Origin of the sequence: Parabacteroides johnsonii DSM 18315 (genome assembly GCF_025151045.1) — a bacterium.
Lineage (GTDB): Bacteria > Bacteroidota > Bacteroidia > Bacteroidales > Tannerellaceae > Parabacteroides > Parabacteroides johnsonii.
Genome location: NZ_CP102285.1, coordinates 3,623,796 through 3,644,385, shown reverse-complemented (window position 1 = coordinate 3,644,385; position 20,590 = coordinate 3,623,796). Strand labels below are relative to the sequence as shown.

The window sequence follows — 20,590 nt, the reverse complement described above, 5'->3', positions numbered from 1 at the left end:
TACTATTTTATCTTTTTTAACCTTTCCAGTCTCCATTTTCCTTTATCAGCTGGACCAATCGTTCTACAGCTTCTTCTTCGGAGATATTTTTCAGGACACATTCTTTGCCTTTGTACAAACTGATCCGGTTCTTTCCGGCACCGACATAGCCGTAATCGGCATCCGCCATTTCGCCGGGGCCATTCACGATGCACCCCATGATGCCGATCTTCAAGCCTTTCAGATGTGAAGTGGCCTCCTTGATGTGAGCGATTGTGGTTTGTAGGTCATACAAAGTTCGTCCGCAGCTTGGACAGGAGATATATTCTGTTTTGCTGATGCGGGTACGGGTTGCTTGCAGGATGCCGAACATGCAACTGTCTGTCACCATCGCTTCGCAGCCTTCGTTGTGCAACATGATCCCGTCTCCGAAACCATCTAACAGTAAAGTTCCGAAATCGGCGGCCGATTTCAGTTGTAAAGCTTCGGTATCTGTTTCCCTATAGTCGCGGTGCAAGATAACCGGTACATCGCAACCGGCAATGAGCAGGCGATGCATGGCTGCGCGTTCGGCAGCGATACCGTTCCGGTGATGCGTGCTCAAGACTACGATTACGGAAGTATCCTTTTTCAGGACCTCGATTACGCGGTCGGTCAGATCCCGGTAGGTGAGGCGGATAAATTTCAAGGGGACAGAATAGTCTTTCAGTTCCTCTATTTCCGATGCGATAAAGAAAGGATAGGCGTTCGGACGTTCTTTCCAGAAGTGGGCGTCTACTAAAAGACGGAAGTTGTCCGGCAGGTTGTCGGGATCTTCCTTGCCGATGTATATATAGTCCGGCTGGGAAGCATGATCAAACTCGAAATCACCGTTGCTGCGGTCGGAAATGACGACTGGCGGGAAGTTACCCCCGATTCCTTCCGTCACCCGGCTGTGGCGGCGTCCGACTGTTACCGGATCATATCCCGGAGCAGGTGTGGCCTCTAATGGCTCGTGCCCTTCGCGTTCGAGTATGTAATCGACCAACTTACGGGCAACCGGGATTTCTGCCTCCGGATCTTCGCTCAAAGAGACGCGGATCGTATCACCTATGCCATCGGACAATAGGGCTCCGATTCCGACGGCACTTTTGATGCGTCCGTCTTCTCCGTCGCCGGCTTCCGTTACACCGAGATGCAACGGGTAGTGCATATCTTCTGATTCCATTGTCCTGACCAACAGACGGACGGTTTTTACCATGACGACCGTGTTCGAGGCTTTGATGGAAATCACGACATCGGGAAAGTCTTCCTCCCGGCAGATACGCAGGAATTCCATGCATGAGGCAACCATGCCTTCGGGAGTGTCGCCGTACCGGCTCATGATCCGGTCGGATAGCGAACCGTGGTTTACGCCAATACGGATGGCGGTTCCGTGTGCTTTACAGATGTTGAGGAATGGTATGAAACGGTCGCGTATCTTTTGCAGCTCTGCAGCATATTCCTCGTCGGTATATTCCAGTAGGTCAAACGTCTTCACTTTGTCCACATAGTTTCCGGGGTTGATGCGCACTTTTTCCACTTCTTCGGCTGCGGCATCGGCCGCGCGCGGGTTGAAATGGATGTCGGCGACTAACGGAGTCGTATATCCGGCTTCGTCAAGTTGTTTGCGGATTGCACCTAAATTACGAGCTTCACGTTCTCCCTGGGCGGTGAAACGTACATATTCCGCACCGGCTTCGATCATCCGGATCGCTTGGTGGACGGCTGCATCGGTATCCATTGTGGAGACGTTTGCCATCGACTGGATGCGAATCGGATTATCGCCCCCTAACGGAGTATTCCCTATGTTGACAATAGATGATTTGCGGCGGCGATAGTTAAAAAAATCTTCCATCTTTTTTAGTTGAAAGGTGAAAGTTGAAAGGTGAAAGTTGAAAGGTGAGAGTCAACGAGGGTGGCAAGCGGTATCAACACTTTGCGTTTTTGTTAACTTTCAACTTTCAACTCTCAACTTTCAACTAATTCGTTTTGTATTTGAAGGAAACCTTAGCCAGTTCTTCGTTTGCTTTTACGATCTTCTTTTTAAGGTCTTCCTTATAGGCGGCAAGCTTATCTTGGAGTTGTTCGTCTCCGACGGCAAGCATTTGGACTGCCAGGATACCGGCGTTCAAAGCACCGTTGATACCGACAGTGGCGACCGGAATTCCCGGAGGCATCTGTACGATGGCCAGCAAAGCGTCCATACCGTCGAGTGTCGAATTGATAGGCACGCCGATCACAGGGACTGTCGTCATCGAAGCGATTACACCGCACAGGTGGGCAGCCATGCCGGCAGCCGCAATAATCACTTTGATACCGCGGTCTTTGGCTCCTTTGGCGAATACTTCCACTTCAGCTGGCGTACGATGGGCGGACAAAGCGTGCATTTCGAACGGGATTTCCATCTCGTCAAGCAGTTTAGCCGCTTTTTCCATTACGGGCAGGTCCGAGGTACTGCCCATGATAATGCTTACTACAGGTGTCATTTCGCAATCATTTGTTCGTATTCGGCAGCAGACATCAGTTCATCCAGTTCAGAAGGATCTGAGATAGAAATCTTGATTAACCATCCATTGCCATATACATCTTCATTCACCAATTCAGGTTTGTCATCCAGCTCGGCATTTGCTTCGATCACTTCACCGCTTACCGGCATGAACAGGTCTGAAACGGTCTTTACAGCTTCGATTGTACCGAAAACTTCTTCTTTGGCAACAACTTCGCCTTCTGTCGTGATGTCGACGAAAACGATTTCACCCAGTTCGCCCTGAGCGTAATCGGTAATACCAACGTAAGCTACATTGCCATCTACACGGATCCATTCATGATCTTTTGTGTACTTTAAATCTGCAGGAAAATTCATAATTTTAGTGTTTTTATTAGATGAATAAATAGATATAACTCAAGAATGAGGCTACAAAGGTACATATAAATCCGAGACAAAACCCGGCATATACCTGCATGGGAGTATGCCTTTTCAGAAAGATACGCGAAGTACCTACCAGCCCTGCTATCAGGATCACGATGATAAAAGCCCAGTAAGGATTTATCAAGTGGATCCGCGCTACCCCCATAATGCCGCCCAACAATCCGCCTATCCCGATCGCATGGGCGCTGATTTTCCAGAAAAAGTTGATGAGCAGTGCCAAGATTAATGCTACACAGGCACCTAATAGCAAGGAGATGAACCAGAACGGCAACATCATTTTATACATATAGAAAGCGCAGACCATGATCGATGTGATAAAGATCAGATACGGAACCACACGCTCATGTCTATCCGACAGTTCCAGATCGACTGCCGCCCCGTTTTTTACCATCATAAAGATGAATGCTCCGGGGATAACCGCGGTAGACAGGAATGTTCCGCCTGCGAGCAACAGCTTCATGGTCGGCGGATAGATTGCCAGATACGTGAAGGTGAGAGCCAGCACGACTCCATACGTCACCATCAGCAACGGATGGAACATACCGGATATGATATTTGAAAATAACCTCATAACGCTTCAAATTTATATTTCTTTTCTGAGCCGTGCAACCGGGATACCCAATTGTTCGCGGTATTTGGCTACCGTACGGCGGGCGATGATATAGCCTTTCTCTTTCAGGATGGAGGCCAGCTCTTCATCGGTAAGCGGTTTGCGCTTGTCTTCTCCGTCGATATGCTCTTTCATGATCTTTTTCACCTCGCGGGTGGAAATTTCTTCGCCGCTGTCGGTTTGCATCGATTCGGAGAAGAAATATTTGAGCGGATAAATACCGAAATTTGTCTGCACGTACTTGCTGTTGCTCACACGCGAGATTGTCGAGATGTCATATCCGGCTCGTTCCGCCACATCTTTGAGGATCATAGGCCGTAAAGTCGCTTCATCACCGGTGAGGAAGAAGTCGCGTTGCAAGAGGATGATCGTTTCCATCGTGCGCTGCAAAGTTTCCTGACGCTGCTTGATGGCATCGATGAACCATTGGGCGGAATCGAGTTTCTGTTTCACAAATTGGACAGCTTCCTTCATTTGGGCTGTCTGGTTCGCTTTGTTACCGGCATAATCCTGAAACATCTCCGCATATTCACGGTTGATGCGCATATCGGGGATTCCCCGGTTGTTCATGCTCAGGATCAGTTCACCACCTGTCGCCTCCACTACAAAATCGGGAATGATCTGGCTCAAAGCTGTTTCCATAGAACCGCCCCAACTGGCACAAGGTTTAGGATCGAGGGTTGTTATCTCACGAATGGCCTTTTTCAGGGCGGCCTCGTCGATATCCAGTCCTCTTATGATCTTGTCGTAATGTTTACGGGTAAACTCTTCGAAAAAATTAGTTAACATCCGGGTTGCTAACTCCGTCTCAGGTGTTTTTTCCCGACGGGCCAACTGGAGAAGAAGGCACTCCTGAAGATTACGGGCGCCGACTCCTGCCGGATCAAAGTCTTGTATGATAGTAAGAACTGTCTCTATTTCTTTTTCCGTCACATCCTGTCCCGCCTGAAACACCAGGTCATCGGCTATGGCGGACAGGTCACGGCGTAGATAGCCGTCATCATCTATGTTTCCGATGATATATTCGGCGATCTTCACCTGCTTCTCCGGCAAATCCCGTAGTCCGAGTTGTTGGAGCAGATATTCGTTCAGGGATTCGCTGACCGAGAAAGGAACATCCTCTTTTTTTTCTGCCCGCTCACTCAACTCACGAAGTTTGTAATCGGGTATGTCGTCCTCACTCATATAGTCACCGAGTGAAAGGTCGGTGTCTGTTTCGTTTCCTCCCTCCATCTCGTTAGATGAAGGCTCCTCGCCACTTTCGTCAGTACGGTCAAAGTCATCCGCAATTTCCTTTCCTTCTTCCAAAGCGGGATTGTCTTCCAGTTCATGCTTCACGCGTTCTTCCAGCTCTATGGCGGGAAGTTCCAGAAGCCGGATCAACTGAATCTGCTGCGGAGAGAGTTTTTGCTGTAACTTTTGTTGTAACTGTTGCTTCAACATAATCAAATTCAATAATGAGAGGACAATCACCGGACCGTCCAATGTTTAGAACATGCAAATATAACTTTTTACACGGAATGACCTCGATATTCAAAATATAATAGTTCTAAAGGAGGATAGATTAAATTATTATTATTATCGAAAAGGATTAAAAATCAAAACTATTTTCTACTTTTGCGATCAGATAAAGAATCTGATATGACTCTTAAAGCATCGCCATACGATCAGTTGACCCGGGAAGAATTGATACGATTACTGGAAGCCAGAGATAATGAACCTGACAATGCCGAGGTTTGTATATCCTCGGAGACGCCGACAATCAAACGTATTATTTCTGAAGTCCTGGTAATCCTTTTCAACGAAGAAAACAAGCCTATCGAAAAAGCAATGAATTTGTTACTGGACTATTTCAGTGCTGATTGGGGCTACGTTGCCATCTTTGAAGAAGACGGGTTGACGGCCAATTTCACATGTGAAGTGATGAGTACGTGGGTAAAGGCTCCTAAAGATGATCGGAATAAGTTGACATACGATATAATCCCGTGGATTATTGACACCGTCAAAGCCGGACACGATATCGTGTTGGGAGATATTGCCGGTTTACCCGCCGAAGCGGACATCGATAAAATCCTGCTGACCGAACAGCAACTGAAGTCTATGCTGATCATTCCACTTACCTTCCATAATAAAGTACAAGGTTTCATTGGTTTCGATTCGGTCCGGATGAGCCGTTTCTGGACTGCTCCGGAAGTGGAGGATATGCATATCATTGCCGGTATTTTCTCCATCATAATTGAACGCTGGCAAACCAATTATAACCTGGAAGAGTCGAGAAAACGTATCTCCAAGCTGAGCACAAAGTTTCAGCAGTTTTTCAATAATCTGCCGATCGGGGTGGAATTATACGATGCGGAAGGTAACTTGATCGATATAAACGATGCCGACACCAAAATCTTCGGTAGCTCCCGTGAACAGTTGTTAGGAGTCAACCTGTTCAAGAATCCGGCTGTTCCAGAGAAAATTCTTAATCAGATCAAGAAGAAGAAGGCATTCAGTTTTCCGCTTGCATATGATTTCAATTGTATACGGGATTCCCGCTATTATCATTCCAATATTTCCGATGAAACCAAATATCTGATGGTGAAAGGAATCGGGTTGAACGACCGGGAATTTGGGCATATCGGCTATTTGCTGATCATTTCCGACGAAACGGAAAAACAAGCCAAAGAGGAGCAGACGCAAAACAATTTGGCGATCTTGAAAGCTGTCCTCTTGTCCGGCCATTCCCTTATTGCCGAATATGATATTGAAAAGAAAGAATTGTTTGTCAATCCACTTCTGAACGAAACACCGGAGGATAACAAGCTTTTCAACTATTTGAGAAATAATAAGTATATGACGATCGAAGGTGTACAACAGATTATTCGTTCGACCGATAATGTCAACTTGCTTTTCCAGGTGATAGGAGGGAAGCAGGATCATTGCAGCTTTGAATGTCGTACCGCTATTGAAAACGAAACGATCTGGATTCGTATCAATGCGCAGGCTTATAAGACGAAAGGGAGCAGGCGACAGAACAAAATGATCTGCCATGTTACTAACATCACCGAAGAAAAACTGTTGGAAGAGAAATTGCACCATGCGGAATATGAAACCCGGCAGTCGGAGTTGGAGATACAAAAGGTACGTGAGGCGGATAAGCTGAAATCGGCTTTCCTCGCCAATATGAGCCATGAGATCCGGACGCCGCTTAACGCCATAATCGGCTTTTCCAATATTCTTGCCGAGACTGACGATAAAGAAGAAAAAGAAGAGTTTGTCAAAATAATCAATAAGAATAGTGATTTGCTCCTTCGTCTGATTACTGACATACTTGATTTTTCCAAAATAGAATCGGGCATCTTGGATTATTCGCTTGCCGATACCAGTCTGAAAGAGATCTTTCATGAGCAGTATCAGGTACACGCGTTGAAAATGCCTGAAAAGGTTTCTTTGATCTGTGACTTCGATGCTCTGCCGGACATTCTCATCCATACCGATCCGAAGCGAGTCACGCAGGTGATTTCGAATTTGATCTCGAACGCGGCCAAATTTACGGAGGAGGGAAGCATAAGTTTTTCTTACCGCATTGTAGAAGGCTATGTCCTGATCGAAGTAATTGATACGGGTATCGGAATATCGCTTCAGCATCAGCAGTCGATCTTCGACCGCTTCGTGAAAATTAACTCGTTCAAGCAGGGAACCGGTTTAGGTCTGACAATCTGCAAAACCATTATCGAAGCTCTTAACGGGACAATCGGTGTCGATTCGAGGCCGGGAGAAGGTGCGCGGTTTTGGTTTACGCTCCCTTACAACGGGTAGCTTCCCGCGTCTGTAGCAGGACAGAAAGGAGAATCAATCCCAATCCGGCATAGAAAGCGAGATTCAACTCTTTCGCCTCGCCGAAAAAAAGCATAGCTAGGATAATACTGTAAACCGGTTCCAGGTTGTAACTCAGATTCACGGTGAATGCGGATACCTGTTTCAATACTTGTATCTGTAAGAGGTACAGCCCGATTGTGCAAACCAGCGAAAGCAACAACAGGTAGAGGAAATTGGTCATTCCCGGTAGGATCGTTTCCACCGGAAAGAAATGCAGATAGAACGGTAGCAGACAGGTCAGTCCTAAGAAACCGCCAATCATTTCGTAAAACAACATCATGCTGGAAGCATGCCGTACTCCCACTTTCTTGTTTGTAATGGTGAAAAGAGCTGCCAGTGCCGAAGATATCACACCGATGATAATTCCTGTCCGATAACGGGTGTCGAACTGGAAGATTAAAACGATACCGCATACAGTCACCAGACTGAACAAGAGTTCTTTTACCGATACCCGCCTTCCAATAATCAGAGGTTCCAATAAGGCTGTGAAGAAGCCGACCAGTGAAAAGCAGACTACCCCGATCGAAACATTTGCCGCCTTGATACTTCCATAGAAGAATACCCAGTGAAGCCCTAACAGCAGCCCGGTTCCCGCTATTTTCAACACTTCGCGAAAGGAAGTCCGCTTTAATTTTCCACTTCCCCAAAGGATTATAAAAAGCATAATTGCTGCAAAAAGCATGCGGTACCAAACGAGTAATCCTTCATTCAGTGTAATTAATTTTCCGAACAAGCCGGTAAAGCCAGCTAAGATAATGGAAATATGCAGTTTTATAAAAGCCTCTTTCATATCCTCCCTGTTTTTTATTGGCTGCAAAGGTAATGTTTCATCTTTTACCATCCGGTGAAAATTTATTTTCTCTTGCGGGAAAATAAATTTTCATGGGAGTGAAACAATATTTTCATGGGTATGGAATTCCTGTTCCTTCATATGAAAATATTCCGTTGTTGCAGATCAATATCGGAAACTGCCGCCTCCGAGGAATTCACGCAAAAGGGAAGTGCCTGGAAGCCCGACATCGGGAATGTAATTGAAGTAGCGGAGGAAACGGAGCAGACGATATGCTTCGGCATTCTCCGGATCACATTCGCGCACTTCGCCCAGGATCGGTTCGGCTTCCTTGCGCAGGGCGGCCAGCTCATACAACATGGCGCTATTGAACATCGCATCCGCGTTCTCCTGATACGGGAATATCCATTTGTCCTCACCCCGGCGTACGCTGGGCCAGCGTGCGATCGTGTCGCGTGCGGAATATCCGCGGAACCGATAATCACGGATGATGCGGCGTAAGAGGCGATTGTCGGTTGTCGGAATCCAGTTATGGTTGTCCAGCGAGATGGAAGTCAGCACGGATACATAGATCCGGTATTTGTAGCGATCTTCAATCATGGAGGTCAGTTCGGGGTTCAGGGCATGGATGCCTTCTATCACCAGGACGGAGTTTTTCTGCATCTTCAGTTTCTTCCCTTTGAAAACGCGGCGGCCTGTTTCAAAATCGAAGCTCGGCACTTCGATCTCTTCGCCTGAAAGGAGTTTCTGCAATTCACTGTTGAAATAAGGCAGGTCGAGCGCATACAGCGATTCGAAATCATATTCGCCGGATTCGTCCTTCGGCGTATCTTCACGGTTCAGGAAATAATCGTCCAGTGAAAGTCCGACCGGATGGATCAAATTTGTAATCAACTGAATCTCCAACCGTTTGCAGAAAGTTGTTTTTCCCGAAGAAGACGGACCGGAAATCAATACGATACGGATACCGCTATCGTAGCGGGCGGCAATCTCCTCTGCGATCTTGGCTACCTGTTTTTCCTGCATGGCTTCGGAAACCATAATGACCTCGGATGCCATATCCTTCTCTATCGCCCGGTTCAGGTCTCCGACGTTATCCAATCCGACCGTGCGTTGTAGTGTCAGATGTTCCTTATAAACTTGAAACATTTTATCTTGGCGGATGACCGGTTCTAACTCTGTCGGATTCGTCCTTTGGGGTACGCGCAGCAATACGCCGTCGAAATAAGGAACCAGGTCGAAATGCTGTATATAGCCGGTGGAAGGAGTCAGGCAACCATAGAAATAATTGATATAGCCGTCCAGTTCGTAATAAGACGTATAAGGCATACCGGCGCTTTCGATCAGACGGGCCTTGTCGTTCATGCCCCTTTCACGGAACAAGACTGCTGCATCGACCGTGCGGACCGTTTTCAAATGGAAAGGAAGGTCTGCGTCGATGATTTCACGCATCCGCTTCTTGATTTTGCCAATCGTTTCTTCGTCTATGTCTTTGCCGTTGTGGATAACGCAATAATAGCCTTTCGAGATGGGATGTTCCAGGTTCAGAGTTGCCGAAGGGAGTACATCGTTCACTGCTTTCGAGAAAATATGACAGAGGGAACGGACATATGTCCGCATCCCTGAAAGTCCGGAATAGTCGACATATTCAACATCTTTCGGATGCCAGCAACGGAAGGTAAGCCCTTCTGTTTTGTTATTTACTTGCGCATTCATCGGGCGTAACCGGAGGGGTGCGCCAACCAGTGAATAGATGTCCAACAGCGAGGAGCCGATCGGCACCTCTTTATAAGTATTGTTATTTTTGCAATAAATTGTAATAGTTTCAGACATGGTATCTCAGTTATTATTTATACTTTTGTCCCCTAAAGTTAGGAATATTAATCGGATATACATCCACTTAAACGTATTTTAAATGGACTATTCATTTTTTGATTTTCTACGCCTTATAGGTTCCTTAGGTTTGTTCCTGTATGGTATGAAGATCATGAGCGAAGGTCTGCAGAAATTTGCGGGAGACAGTCTGCGCAGGATTCTGACGGCCATGACGACGAACAGGGTTACCGGAGTGCTTACCGGGGTTTTAATTACAGCCCTGATTCAATCATCATCCGCCACTACAGTCATGGTGGTCAGTTTCGTAAACGCCGGTCTGCTCACTCTTACCCAATCTATCGGAGTCATAATGGGAGCCAATATCGGTACGACCGTTACCGCCTGGTTGATCTCGGCTCTCGGGTTCAAAGTTGACATTGCGGCTTTTGCCCTTCCTCTACTCGCATTCGGTATTCCACTCCTGTTTTCCGGGAAAAGTTCACGTAAATCGGTCGGAGAGTTCATTTTCGGTTTCTCTTTCCTTTTTATGGGACTTCAGGCCTTAAAAGCCAATGCACCGGATCTTGGGGCCAATCCGGAGATGCTTGCCTTTGTACAGAATTATACTGACATGGGATTCTTGTCCATCATCCTGTTTCTGTTCATCGGAGCTATCCTGACAATGATCGTGCAGGCTTCTGCTGCGACGATGGCTATCACGTTGATTATGTGTGCTAACGGATGGATTGATTATCACCTGGGAGTCGCGCTTGTGCTGGGTGAAAACATCGGTACGACGATTACCGCTAATTTGGCCGCCTTGACTGGCAATACGCAATCCCGGCGGGCTGCTTTGGCGCATCTCGTCTTCAATATATTCGGCGTTATGTGGGTCTTGGTTTTGTTTTATCCGTTTACGGCTGCCGTATCTTGGTTCGTCACCGATGTCATGAATATATCTGATCCAGCAGTGGCTGTTTCTTTCAAGTTGGCTGCTTTCCATACGGCTTTCAATATCAGCAATACCTTTATAATGATTTGGTTTGTCGGGCTGATCGAGAAGACGGTTTGCTTCCTTATCAAAGGAAAGAAAGACGAGGACGAGGAATATCGTTTACGTTATATTACGGGGGGTATGCTGTCGACAGCCGAACTTTCGATCTTGCAGGCACATAAGGAGATCACGCTGTTTGCCGAGCGTACAGGCCGTATGCTGGATATGGTGAAAGCGCTGTTCTACGAGAAGAATGAGGATGCTTTCCTGAAAATTTATAGCCGTGTCGAGAAGTACGAAAGTATCAGTGACCGGATGGAGATCGAGATTGCCAATTATTTGACTTGCGTGGCGGAAGGTCGCTTGAGTTCGGAAGGTAAGGAAGAAATCCGTATCATGCTGCGTGCCGTATCGGAGATCGAGAGTATAGCGGACTCTTGCAATAACATGGCGAGAAGCATCAAACGTCGTAACGAGTTTAAATCGATATTCACAGATGAGCAGAATCACAATGTGGACCAGATGTTGGCACTTACGGAGAAAGCTTTGCATCGTATGATTGAGATTCTGAAGAAGTCGGAGCTTGTACGCGACGATGTCAATCCGTCTTATAATATCGAAAATGAAATAAACAATTACCGCAATCAGTTGAAGATCCACAATGTAGAAAATATCAACAATAAGAAATACCAGTATCAGGACGGTGTCTACTACATGGATATCATTGGTGAAGCTGAGAAGTTAGGCGACTATGTGCTGAATGTGGTACAAGCAGTTATTGAGAAGAAGATTTAAGAAAATATGAGTCTGATGACGCAGATATAATTTTATTTATTTGAATCTGCGTCTATCAGACTTGTGTGAATCACAGTGTCACACCGGATTTGAAAATTGCGATCTCTCTGTAACCGTTCTTTTCATTGTTAGTCGGGTTGCCACTTGCGATACCGATGATAAACTGGATAAAACATTCACAAAGTTCCTCCATGCTTTTGCCCTCCAAAAGGGAGCCGGCATTGAAGTCGATCCAGTTCGGTTTGCGGGCATTTAGATTACTGTTGGTCGAAACTTTGACTGTCGGAACAAATGTGCCGAACGGAGTTCCTCTTCCGGTTGTGAACAAAACCAGATGACAGCCGGATGAAGCAAGAGCCGTACTGGCTACGAGATCGTTCCCGGGGGCACTCAACAAATTCAGTCCCTTTGTTTTTAGCTGTTCACCGTAAAGCATCACGTCTCGGACAGCCGATGTTCCGGCTTTTTGCGTGCAACCCAGGGATTTCTCTTCCAGGGTGGAAATGCCTCCTGCCTTATTACCCGGAGAAGGGTTTTCGTAAATCGGCTGTTTGTTCTCTATAAAATAGGATTTGAAGTCGTTAATCAGATGAACGGTCTTCTCAAAGACAGCTTTCGATTCGCTCCGGTTCATCAGGATCGTCTCGGCGCCAAACATCTCCGGAACTTCTGTCAGGACGGTTGTCCCTCCCTGGGCTACCAGAAAGTCGGAAAAGACACCTAACAGCGGATTGGCCGTAATACCGGAAAATCCATCCGATCCTCCGCATTTCAATCCTACACGCAATTCATTTAAAGGAATATCTGTCCGCTGATCCTGCGAAGCAATCGCATAGAGTTCTCGCAACAGTGCCATTCCCGTTTCCAGTTCATCGTCCACCTTTTGCGTTTCCATAAAGCGGATACGTTCCGTATCGTAATCGCCAAGTATTTCACGGAAAGCGCCGACCTGGTTGTTTTCGCAACCTAACCCGACAACGAGAACTGCACCGGCATTCGGATGCAGAACCATATCCCGTAAAATCTTCCGGGTATTCTCATGATCGTCTCCCAGTTGGGAACAGCCATAATTATGAGGGAATGCGACGATCGCATCGACTCCGGCGCCCTGTGTCTCCTGTTGTAACCGATCTGTCAATCGATGTGTGATACCGTTGACGCAACCGACGGTCGGAATCACCCATATCTCATTCCGGATTCCCACTTCTCCATTCTTGCGGCGATATCCTTTAAAGGAAAGCAGCTTTCCGGATAACTGTTCCGGAGTAGGTTGCGGATTGAATTCATATTCCCGTAACCCTTCCAGATTGGTCTTGATATTCTTTTCATTCACCCAGCTTCCGGCAGTTATCGCTTTACGGGCATGTCCGATGGGAGCGCCATATTTAATTATATAGTCTCCCTCTTTAAAATCCTGTAAGGCTACTTTGTGTCCTGCCGGGATATCCTGCAGGACGATGATCGTTTTACCGTTGATATCCAAAGATGCACCGGCCTGTAAATCCTTTACGGCGACGATGACATTGTCTGCCGGATTTATTTGTATATAAGTCCGCATCAGCAAATTTCTTTAACGACATTAAGCATTCCTTTTTCTTCAATGGCATCCAGGAAACCTTTTACCATACTGGTTAATCCAGGAATGCGGTTCAAGTCTTCTCCCCAAATGGAAGTCGCTGCCAATACGCCTTCGGCGACTTGACCGGTCGAGCCAGTAGCCCAAAGGTCTTGCAATAGTTGAAGAATCTCGGTGGAATCATTCGGTTCGGATTTTGCTCCATCGGTACGGACATATCCTTTATAATAGGTAATAATAGCTGCCAGACCTAACACCAGTCCTTTGGGCAACTCGCCTTTCCGTTCCAGGTAAATTTTCAAGCCCGGCAGGTCACGTGTTTCATATTTAGGAAATGAGTTCAGCATGATCGAGACAACCGAATGATCGACGAACGGATTGTTAAAACGTTCCATGACGTCATTGCCGAACTGTACCAATTCTTCTTTCGGCAGATTCAGCGTTTCCAGCAATTCCCCGAACATCACTTTGTGGATGTATTTCCCTAAAATGTCGTGTTGGCAGGCATCCCGCACGATATTCACTCCGGAAAGCCAAGAGACAGGCGCTAAAACAGTATGAGGACCGTTCAAAAGGGTCACTTTCCGCTGGTGGTAAGGTTCCTCGCTCGGAACAAACAGTACATTCAAGCCAGCTTTGTCTGCCGGAAACTCTTTGGCGACCGATTCGGGCGCTTCGATTACCCATAAATAGAATATTTCCGCCTGTACGACTAAATTGTCGTTATATTGCAGTTTCTCTTTAATTGAATCGATCTCTTTACGTGGAAATCCCGGGACAATACGGTCGACCAGCGTCGCATATACACCGCAGCATTCCGTAAACCAGGTTTTGAAATCTTCTCCTAATTGCCACAAATCGATATACTGGTAAATGGTCTCTTTCAGTTTATGCCCGTTCAGGAAGATCAATTCGCACGGAAAGATGAGCAAGCCTTTGTCTTTTTCTCCGTTAAATGTTTTGTAGCGGTGATAAAGCAATTGCGTCAGCTTGCCCGGATAAGAAGAAGCAGGCGCGTCCTCCAACTTGCAAGCCGGATCGAAGGTGATTCCTGCTTCCGTCGTATTTGAAATGACGAAGCGCATTTCCGGCTGTTCCGCCAGTTTCATGAATGCGGAAAAATCCACATAAGGATTCAACGCGCGGCTTATCACATCGATCCGGGTAAGGCTGTCGACCTTCTTGCCTTTGTCTAATCCCTGAAGATTGACATGGTACAAGCAATCCTGTGCGTTCAACATGTCGACCATTCCCCGGTCGATAGGCTGGACCACCACAACGCTGCTGTTAAAATCCACTTTTTCATTCATCTTCTGGATAATCCAATCCACGAATGCCCGGAGGAAATTGCCTTCGCCGAACTGGATAATCCGTTCCGGATACAGCATTTTGCCGGCAGTTTTTTCATTCAATTCTTTCATCTTACTATTCATTTAAAATCTGTTCATTAATGGCAATCAAAGCCGATTATATAAATTCGGCGCCTAATTTAAAAGAAATCTCGGATTTATTTAGTATATTTGCATAAAACTTATCCGTAACTGGCAAGAACAGTCTTTTTTATACCATGAAACATTTTCTTATTAACGCATCTATTTTATTATCACTTTTAATTATGACAACATCCTGCTCACCAAAGGTCGAAATGATTCCAGCAGAGTTGGCTTATCAGGCTGAAGCGACTACTGGAGAAGGTTCTATCTGGCATCCCGAGCGTCACACTTTGTTTTGGGTGGACATCGAAGGGCAAACATTATACGAATATCATCCCGATACAAAAGAATGTAGTTCCTGGAAGTTTGATCGTATGGCATCGACGGTGGTTCCCGAAACGGACAGTACGGTTATCATAGCCTTGCAAAATGAAATTGTGCGGGTAAACCTGCATGACGGCCATACCACTTCCATTGCTCCGATACCTGACGAAAACGGTAAAGTGCGTTGTAACGACGGTAAATGTGATCCTGCCGGACATTTGTGGGTAGGGACGATGGGATTTGGTGCACCTAAAGGTGCCGGGACCTTGTACACTGTTTCGCCTGCCGGGACTGTCACCACGAAATTGAAAAAGGTCACGATTTCAAACGGGATCGTCTGGTCGTCCAATAAGAAGTTTATGTATTATAACGACACGCCGACCGGTAAGATAGCCCGCTACCGCTACGATGCCGACAACGGGGATATCTTGTTCGACGGTATAGCCGTTACCTTGCCCGACGGGACGGGAGCACCCGATGGTATGGCGATTGATAGCGACGATCACCTTTGGGTAGCCCAATGGGGAGGATATGGTGTTTATTGCTACAATCCCTACACGGGAGAATTGCTGGCGAAAGTAGAGGTCCCGGCACCTAATGTCGCTTCTTGCGCTTTCGGAGGCAATAAAATGGATACGCTTTACATAACAACGGCTCGTGCAGGCTTGTCCGAGGAACAACTCCGGGAATACCCCTTAAGTGGCAGTGTATTTTGTTGCAAACCGGGTATTAAAGGTGTAAGGGCCAACTGTTTCGGGGAATAAATCTCCCGAAGATTATTTATCACAAATGTAAACAGCTTCTCAAAATTTATTGTTTACTTTGTAAAACATTGAAAAAGATATATGACTAAGAGTAAATCTGAAAAGAAAAGTAATAAACCGGGGAAGAAGAAAAGCAATTCCAAAGGCGAAAACAAACGGATGAAAAAAGAGGCTATGATCAATGCCATCATCAACGTTTTCAAGTCTTCTCCCAAAGAACCTTTTAACTATCGACAAATCAGCAGTATGATAGGAGTAACCAATCAGGTGCAGAAGTTGCAGGTGGTGGATATCCTGTATGCTCTTTCTTCCGACAACTTCATTTCCGAAATAGACAGGGGACGTTACCGTTATAATAATTGGGGAACGACTGCTATCGGAACCTTTATGCGCCGTCAGAATGGCAAAAACTCTTTTATTCCCGAAGATGGGGGGACGCCGATTTTTGTGGCAGAGCGAAACTCCGCACATGCGCTTAACGGTGATAAGGTAAAAATACAGCTTCATGCCAAGAGAAAAGGGGCTGACCCAGAAGGCGAGGTTATCGAGATACTGGAAAGTGAGCGACGATTGATTACCGGTAAACTACAGGTGACCAAAGGATTTGCGTTCCTGATAACGGAAGACAAAACGCTCGCAAACGATATCTTTATCCCAAAAGACAAGTTGAAAGGTGGCAAGACTGGCGACAAAGCGATCGTCCGTATTACCGAATGGCCGGAGGAAGCCAAGAACCCGCTGGGTGAGGTGGTAGATATTTTGGGTACCGCCGGTGAAAACAATGCGGAGATGAACGCTATTCTGGCAGAGTTCAACCTTCCGTATAAATATCCGGTCAATGTAGAGAAGGCTGCGGAAAAGATATCGGAAGCAATTCCCGAAGAGGAAATTGCCAAGCGTGAGGATTTCCGTGGCATCACGACTTTTACGATTGACCCGAAAGATGCTAAGGACTTCGATGATGCCCTTTCCGCCCGTAAGTTGGATAATGGCAATTGGGAAGTAGGCGTTCATATCGCCGATGTGACCTACTATGTCAAACCCGAAAGTCTGATAGACCGGGAAGCTTTCAGTCGTGCGACATCTGTTTATCTCGTGGACCGCACTATCCCGATGTTACCGGAACGTCTGTGCAATCAGATCTGTTCGCTCCGTCCGGATGAAGAAAAACTTTGTTTTTCCGCAGTTTTCGAGTTGAATAAGGATGCCGAAGTCCAACAATCCCATATCACCCGTACCATTATCAAGAGCGACCGTCGCTTCACTTATGAAGAAGCTCAGGTTGTCATCGAGACAGGAGAAGGCGATTATAAAGAAGAAATCCTGATGCTTAACAGCATGGCGCAAAAATTGCGTGACCGTCGCTTTAAGGACGGGGCAATCGCTTTCGACCGTTACGAAGTCAAATTCGACATAGACGAGAATGGTAAACCGTTAGGAACCTACATCAAAGAATCGAAGGAAGCTAATAAACTGATTGAAGAATTCATGCTGCTGGCCAACCGTACGGTAGCCGAGTTTGTCGGAAAGAGCAAGAATAGGACAAAGAAAACGTTTGTCTATCGTATTCATGAACAGCCGGATCCTGAAAAATTGAGGGACTTCTCCGCATTCATCAGTCGCTTCGGTTACAAGATGCGTACGGAAGGGACGAAAACGGATATATCCAAAGGTATCAACAAGTTGTTGGATAACGTACAGGGTAAACCAGAAGAAAATCTGGTGGAGACGCTGGCTATCCGTTCCATGCAGAAAGCTCATTATACGACGGATAATATCGGTCATTATGGGTTAGCAATGGACTATTATACACACTTCACTTCTCCTATCCGCCGTTATCCGGATATGATGGTACATCGTTTGCTGGAACGCTATCTGGCAGGTGGCCGTAGTGTGATAAAGAGCAAGTATGAGGAGTATTGCAAACATTGCTCTGAGATGGAAATAGTGGCTTCAAATGCCGAACGTTCTTCCATCAAGTACAAACAGGTCGAGTTTATGAAAGATAAACTGGGACAGGTATTCGATGGTGTCGTATCCGGTGTCACCGAATGGGGTTTGTACGTGGAGCTGAATGAAAACAAATGTGAGGGGCTTGTTCCGATCCGTGATCTCGATGATGACTTCTATGAGTTTGACGACAAGAACTATTGTCTGCTTGGTCGTAGAACGAAACGTACTTACCAATTAGGAGATGCCATCACGGTAAAAGTAGCACAAGCTAACCTGGAGAGGAAACAGCTGGACTTTGCACTGGTTTAAACAATTGACAATTGACAATTAGTTCGGCCTTTGGTCGATTGTTCTATCTCTAAAATTGTCAATTGTCAATTCCAAAAGAGAAGTCCTGTCACTCCACAGGCAATCAATCCTAATCCCAAAAGAGCATAGAAAATACGGGCGCCTTTGCGCCCCAGCCACTTGACGAATGTCATGGCTCCACTGGTTTGGAAATACCAGTCGAGATTCAGGATTGCAGCGACAATCGAGAATATCCCTAATGCGATAAAGAGTGTCAGGATAAAATATTCGGTAGGTTCCATCTTATTTCACTTCTACGGTGCGGGAACCGTCCAGGTTTTCTGTAATGGCAACTTCCACAACGTCACCCGGCAATAATTCTTCGATCTTTTCCGGCCATTCGATAAAGCAGAGAGCACCGCTATAGAAATAGTCTTCCGTGCCTATATCTTCTGCTTCGCTTAATTTGTTGATGCGGTAGAAGTCAAAATGATAGATCAGTTCACCGGTTTCTCCGCTACGATATTCGTTGATAATGGCGAACGTCGGGCTGTTGATGACATCTTCCACGCCTAACTCTTCGCAGATAGCCTTGATGAAAGTGGTCTTCCCGGCTCCCATATCGCCCCGGAAAGCGAAAACGGTACGGTCGTCCATCCCGGCAATAAACTCTTTGGCAGCTTGGCGGATCGTATCTAAATTTTCGATTTTAATTGTATGCATAACTTTAATAATTGGCAATTGACAATTGACAATAGACAATTCAGTGAGAAAGAGAATTGGTAATTGACAGCCGGCAATTGAAGTTTTCGATTGCAAAGTTAAAACAATTGTCAATTGTCAATTGTCAATTGCCAATTATTTTGCGGTTGCTAATTATTTTACTGTCATAGTAATGAAAGGAATCAGCATTTCTTCCATCGAAATACCACCGTGTTGGAATGTATTCTTATAATAAGAAACATAATAATTATAGTTGTTCGGATAAGCAAAGAAATCATTGTTCATCGCAAAGATGTATTTGCTGCTCAGGTTCGGGGAAGGTAACCCTGCCTTGTCGGGAAAACGGATGTCAAATACTTCTTTCGGATTATAATTCAAGTTTTTGCCAACCTTGTAGCGCAGGTTGGTATTTGTATTCTTATCGCCTATTACTTTCTGCGGGTTATCGACACGGATAGTACCGTGGTCGGTCGTAACGATCACTTTATATCCTTTTCCGGCAATACGCTTGAAAAGTTCCAGCGTGCCCGAATGCTGGAACCAGGAACGTGTCAGGCTGCGATAGGCAGCTTCGCTCTGGGCCAGTTCGCGGATCATCTTGTTTTCGGTACGGGCATGGGAAAGCATATCGACAAAGTTCAGTACCACCACATTCAACTGGTTATGAAATAGGGAAGGGACGATATTCAGCAATTTGTCGTTATATTGCGAATCATGCACCTTGTGATAGGAGAAGGTATATTTCTTACGAAACCGCTCGATCTGCGTCCGGATAAGCGGTGCTTCGTTCAGGTTTTTCCCCTCCTCGCTATCCTCGTCCACCCAAAGTTCCGGAAACATCTTTTCGATCTGCAAAGGCATCAGTCCTGAGAAGATCGAGTTGCGGGCATACTGTGTGGCAGTCGGAAGGATACTGTAGTATAGGCTTTCGTCGAACGTATAGTATTCGGCAAGCAGATCCTTTACTTCGCGCCACTGATCGAGACGGAAATTGTCGATCAGGATGAAAAAGACCTTATCTCCGTTGTCGAGCATCGGGAATACTTTCTTTTTGAATAAATCCGGGCTCATCAACGGGCGGATTCCGGGGTTCTGAATCCAGTCCACGTAATTCTTTTTGACAAATTTGCCGAATGCACTGTTCGCCTCCTGTTTCTGCATGCGTAGCAGGTCGGTCATCGGAACCTGACTGTTTTCCAGTTCTATTTCCCAATAGACAAGCTTCTTGTAAACCTCCATCCAGTCGTCGGTCGTTAGCGAGTCGTTGATCTGCATGCCAATACGCCCGAACTCCTGCTGATAGCCGACAGTTGTCGTCTCGGATATAATTACATTCTTATGAACATTCTTCTTGATAGACAAGAGCAACTGATTCGGATTGACCGGTTTGATCAGGTAATCGGCGATCTTGTTACCGATAGCCTGGTTCATGATGCTTTCTTCTTCGCTCTTGGTAACCATGACGACAGGGACATCGGGATTGATCGCCTTGATCTGTGCCAATGTTTCCAATCCGGTCAGCCCCGGCATATTCTCGTCCAGGAAAATAATGTCGAACGACTCTTCCTTACAGCATTCGATGGCGTCCTGCCCGCTGATTACCGGAATCACTTCATATCCCTTATCCTGCAGGAAAAGGATGTGGGGCTTTAACAAATCTATCTCATCGTCTGCCCAAAGCACTCTGTCTTTCTTTGCTGCCATAGTTTTATCTTTCTTTTTTGAAGATGAA

General features: G+C 46.1%; 16 protein-coding genes. 4 read left to right on the top strand and 12 right to left on the bottom strand.

Annotation, left to right across the window (positions count from 1 at the left end; all coding sequences use genetic code 11):
• Positions 1–16: 16 nt before the first annotated feature.
• From NQ564_RS15105 to rpoN, 5 genes are all read right to left on the bottom strand, one after another.
• Entirely contained in the window at positions 17–1,855 is a 1,839-nt protein-coding gene (locus NQ564_RS15105) for a 4-hydroxy-3-methylbut-2-en-1-yl diphosphate synthase (protein ID WP_008146567.1), read from the bottom strand.
• 124 nt (positions 1,856–1,979) lie between these two features.
• Entirely contained in the window at positions 1,980–2,486 is a 507-nt protein-coding gene (gene purE, locus NQ564_RS15100) for a 5-(carboxyamino)imidazole ribonucleotide mutase (protein ID WP_008146566.1), read from the bottom strand.
• Positions 2,483–2,863: a glycine cleavage system protein GcvH gene (gcvH, locus tag NQ564_RS15095; RefSeq protein ID WP_008146565.1), complete on the bottom strand. Its 381-nt coding sequence runs from the start codon at positions 2,861–2,863 to the stop codon at positions 2,483–2,485. Before gcvH ends, purE begins: the two co-directional genes overlap by 4 nt.
• A gap of 16 nt (positions 2,864–2,879) precedes the next feature.
• Positions 2,880–3,500, bottom strand: coding sequence for a phosphatase PAP2 family protein (locus NQ564_RS15090; protein ID WP_008156225.1), 621 nt, complete (start codon positions 3,498–3,500; stop codon positions 2,880–2,882).
• A 12-nt stretch (positions 3,501–3,512) separates the two neighbouring features.
• Positions 3,513–4,982: an RNA polymerase factor sigma-54 gene (rpoN, locus tag NQ564_RS15085; protein WP_008146563.1), complete on the bottom strand. Its 1,470-nt coding sequence runs from the start codon at positions 4,980–4,982 to the stop codon at positions 3,513–3,515.
• 198 nt (positions 4,983–5,180) lie between these two features.
• On the opposite strand from rpoN, the gene NQ564_RS15080 reads away from it, so the two are divergent.
• The gene (locus NQ564_RS15080; protein WP_008146562.1) at positions 5,181–7,343 is read left to right on the top strand and encodes a sensor histidine kinase; all 2,163 of its coding nucleotides are present in this window, start codon (positions 5,181–5,183) and stop codon (positions 7,341–7,343) included.
• Here the strand turns inward: NQ564_RS15080 and NQ564_RS15075 are convergent.
• On the bottom strand, positions 7,321–8,193 hold the full coding sequence (locus NQ564_RS15075; protein WP_008156228.1) for a DMT family transporter: 873 nt from the start codon (positions 8,191–8,193) through the stop codon (positions 7,321–7,323). The genes NQ564_RS15080 and NQ564_RS15075 overlap by 23 nt on opposite strands.
• Positions 8,194–8,358: 165 nt before the next feature.
• A complete protein-coding gene (locus NQ564_RS15070; protein WP_008146560.1) occupies positions 8,359–10,026 on the bottom strand; it encodes a nucleoside kinase in 1,668 nt (555 codons plus the stop codon).
• A gap of 82 nt (positions 10,027–10,108) precedes the next feature.
• On the opposite strand from NQ564_RS15070, the gene NQ564_RS15065 reads away from it, so the two are divergent.
• Positions 10,109–11,797, top strand: coding sequence for a Na/Pi cotransporter family protein (locus NQ564_RS15065; protein ID WP_008146559.1), 1,689 nt, complete (start codon positions 10,109–10,111; stop codon positions 11,795–11,797).
• Between the two features lie 70 nt (positions 11,798–11,867).
• On the opposite strand, the gene NQ564_RS15060 is transcribed toward NQ564_RS15065, so the two are convergent.
• Entirely contained in the window at positions 11,868–13,355 is a 1,488-nt protein-coding gene (locus NQ564_RS15060; protein ID WP_008146557.1) for a UxaA family hydrolase, read from the bottom strand.
• Positions 13,355–14,794 carry a tagaturonate reductase gene (locus tag NQ564_RS15055; protein WP_039848029.1) on the bottom strand — a complete coding sequence of 480 codons (1,440 nt, stop codon included), beginning with the start codon at positions 14,792–14,794 and terminating at the stop codon, positions 13,355–13,357. Before NQ564_RS15055 ends, NQ564_RS15060 begins: the two co-directional genes overlap by 1 nt.
• 194 nt (positions 14,795–14,988) lie before the next feature.
• Here NQ564_RS15055 and NQ564_RS15050 point away from each other — a divergent pair, with 194 nt between their 5' ends.
• Complete coding sequence (locus NQ564_RS15050; RefSeq protein WP_039847994.1) at positions 14,989–15,894, top strand: SMP-30/gluconolactonase/LRE family protein; 906 nt, start codon at positions 14,989–14,991, stop codon at positions 15,892–15,894.
• Between the two features lie 81 nt (positions 15,895–15,975).
• Positions 15,976–18,156 (top strand): ribonuclease R, encoded by a 2,181-nt coding sequence (gene rnr, locus NQ564_RS15045; protein WP_008146551.1) that lies wholly within the window; start codon positions 15,976–15,978, stop codon positions 18,154–18,156.
• 65 nt (positions 18,157–18,221) lie between these two features.
• On the opposite strand, the gene NQ564_RS15040 is transcribed toward rnr, so the two are convergent.
• The 3 genes from NQ564_RS15040 to porX form a co-directional block, all read right to left on the bottom strand.
• Positions 18,222–18,437, bottom strand: coding sequence for an immunity 17 family protein (locus NQ564_RS15040; protein ID WP_008146549.1), 216 nt, complete (start codon positions 18,435–18,437; stop codon positions 18,222–18,224).
• Between the two features lies 1 nt (position 18,438).
• A complete protein-coding gene (gene tsaE, locus NQ564_RS15035; protein WP_008146546.1) occupies positions 18,439–18,858 on the bottom strand; it encodes a tRNA (adenosine(37)-N6)-threonylcarbamoyltransferase complex ATPase subunit type 1 TsaE in 420 nt (139 codons plus the stop codon).
• A 153-nt stretch (positions 18,859–19,011) separates the two neighbouring features.
• On the bottom strand, positions 19,012–20,562 hold the full coding sequence (gene porX, locus NQ564_RS15030) for a T9SS response regulator signal transducer PorX (protein WP_008146544.1): 1,551 nt from the start codon (positions 20,560–20,562) through the stop codon (positions 19,012–19,014).
• Positions 20,563–20,590 lie beyond the last annotated feature (28 nt).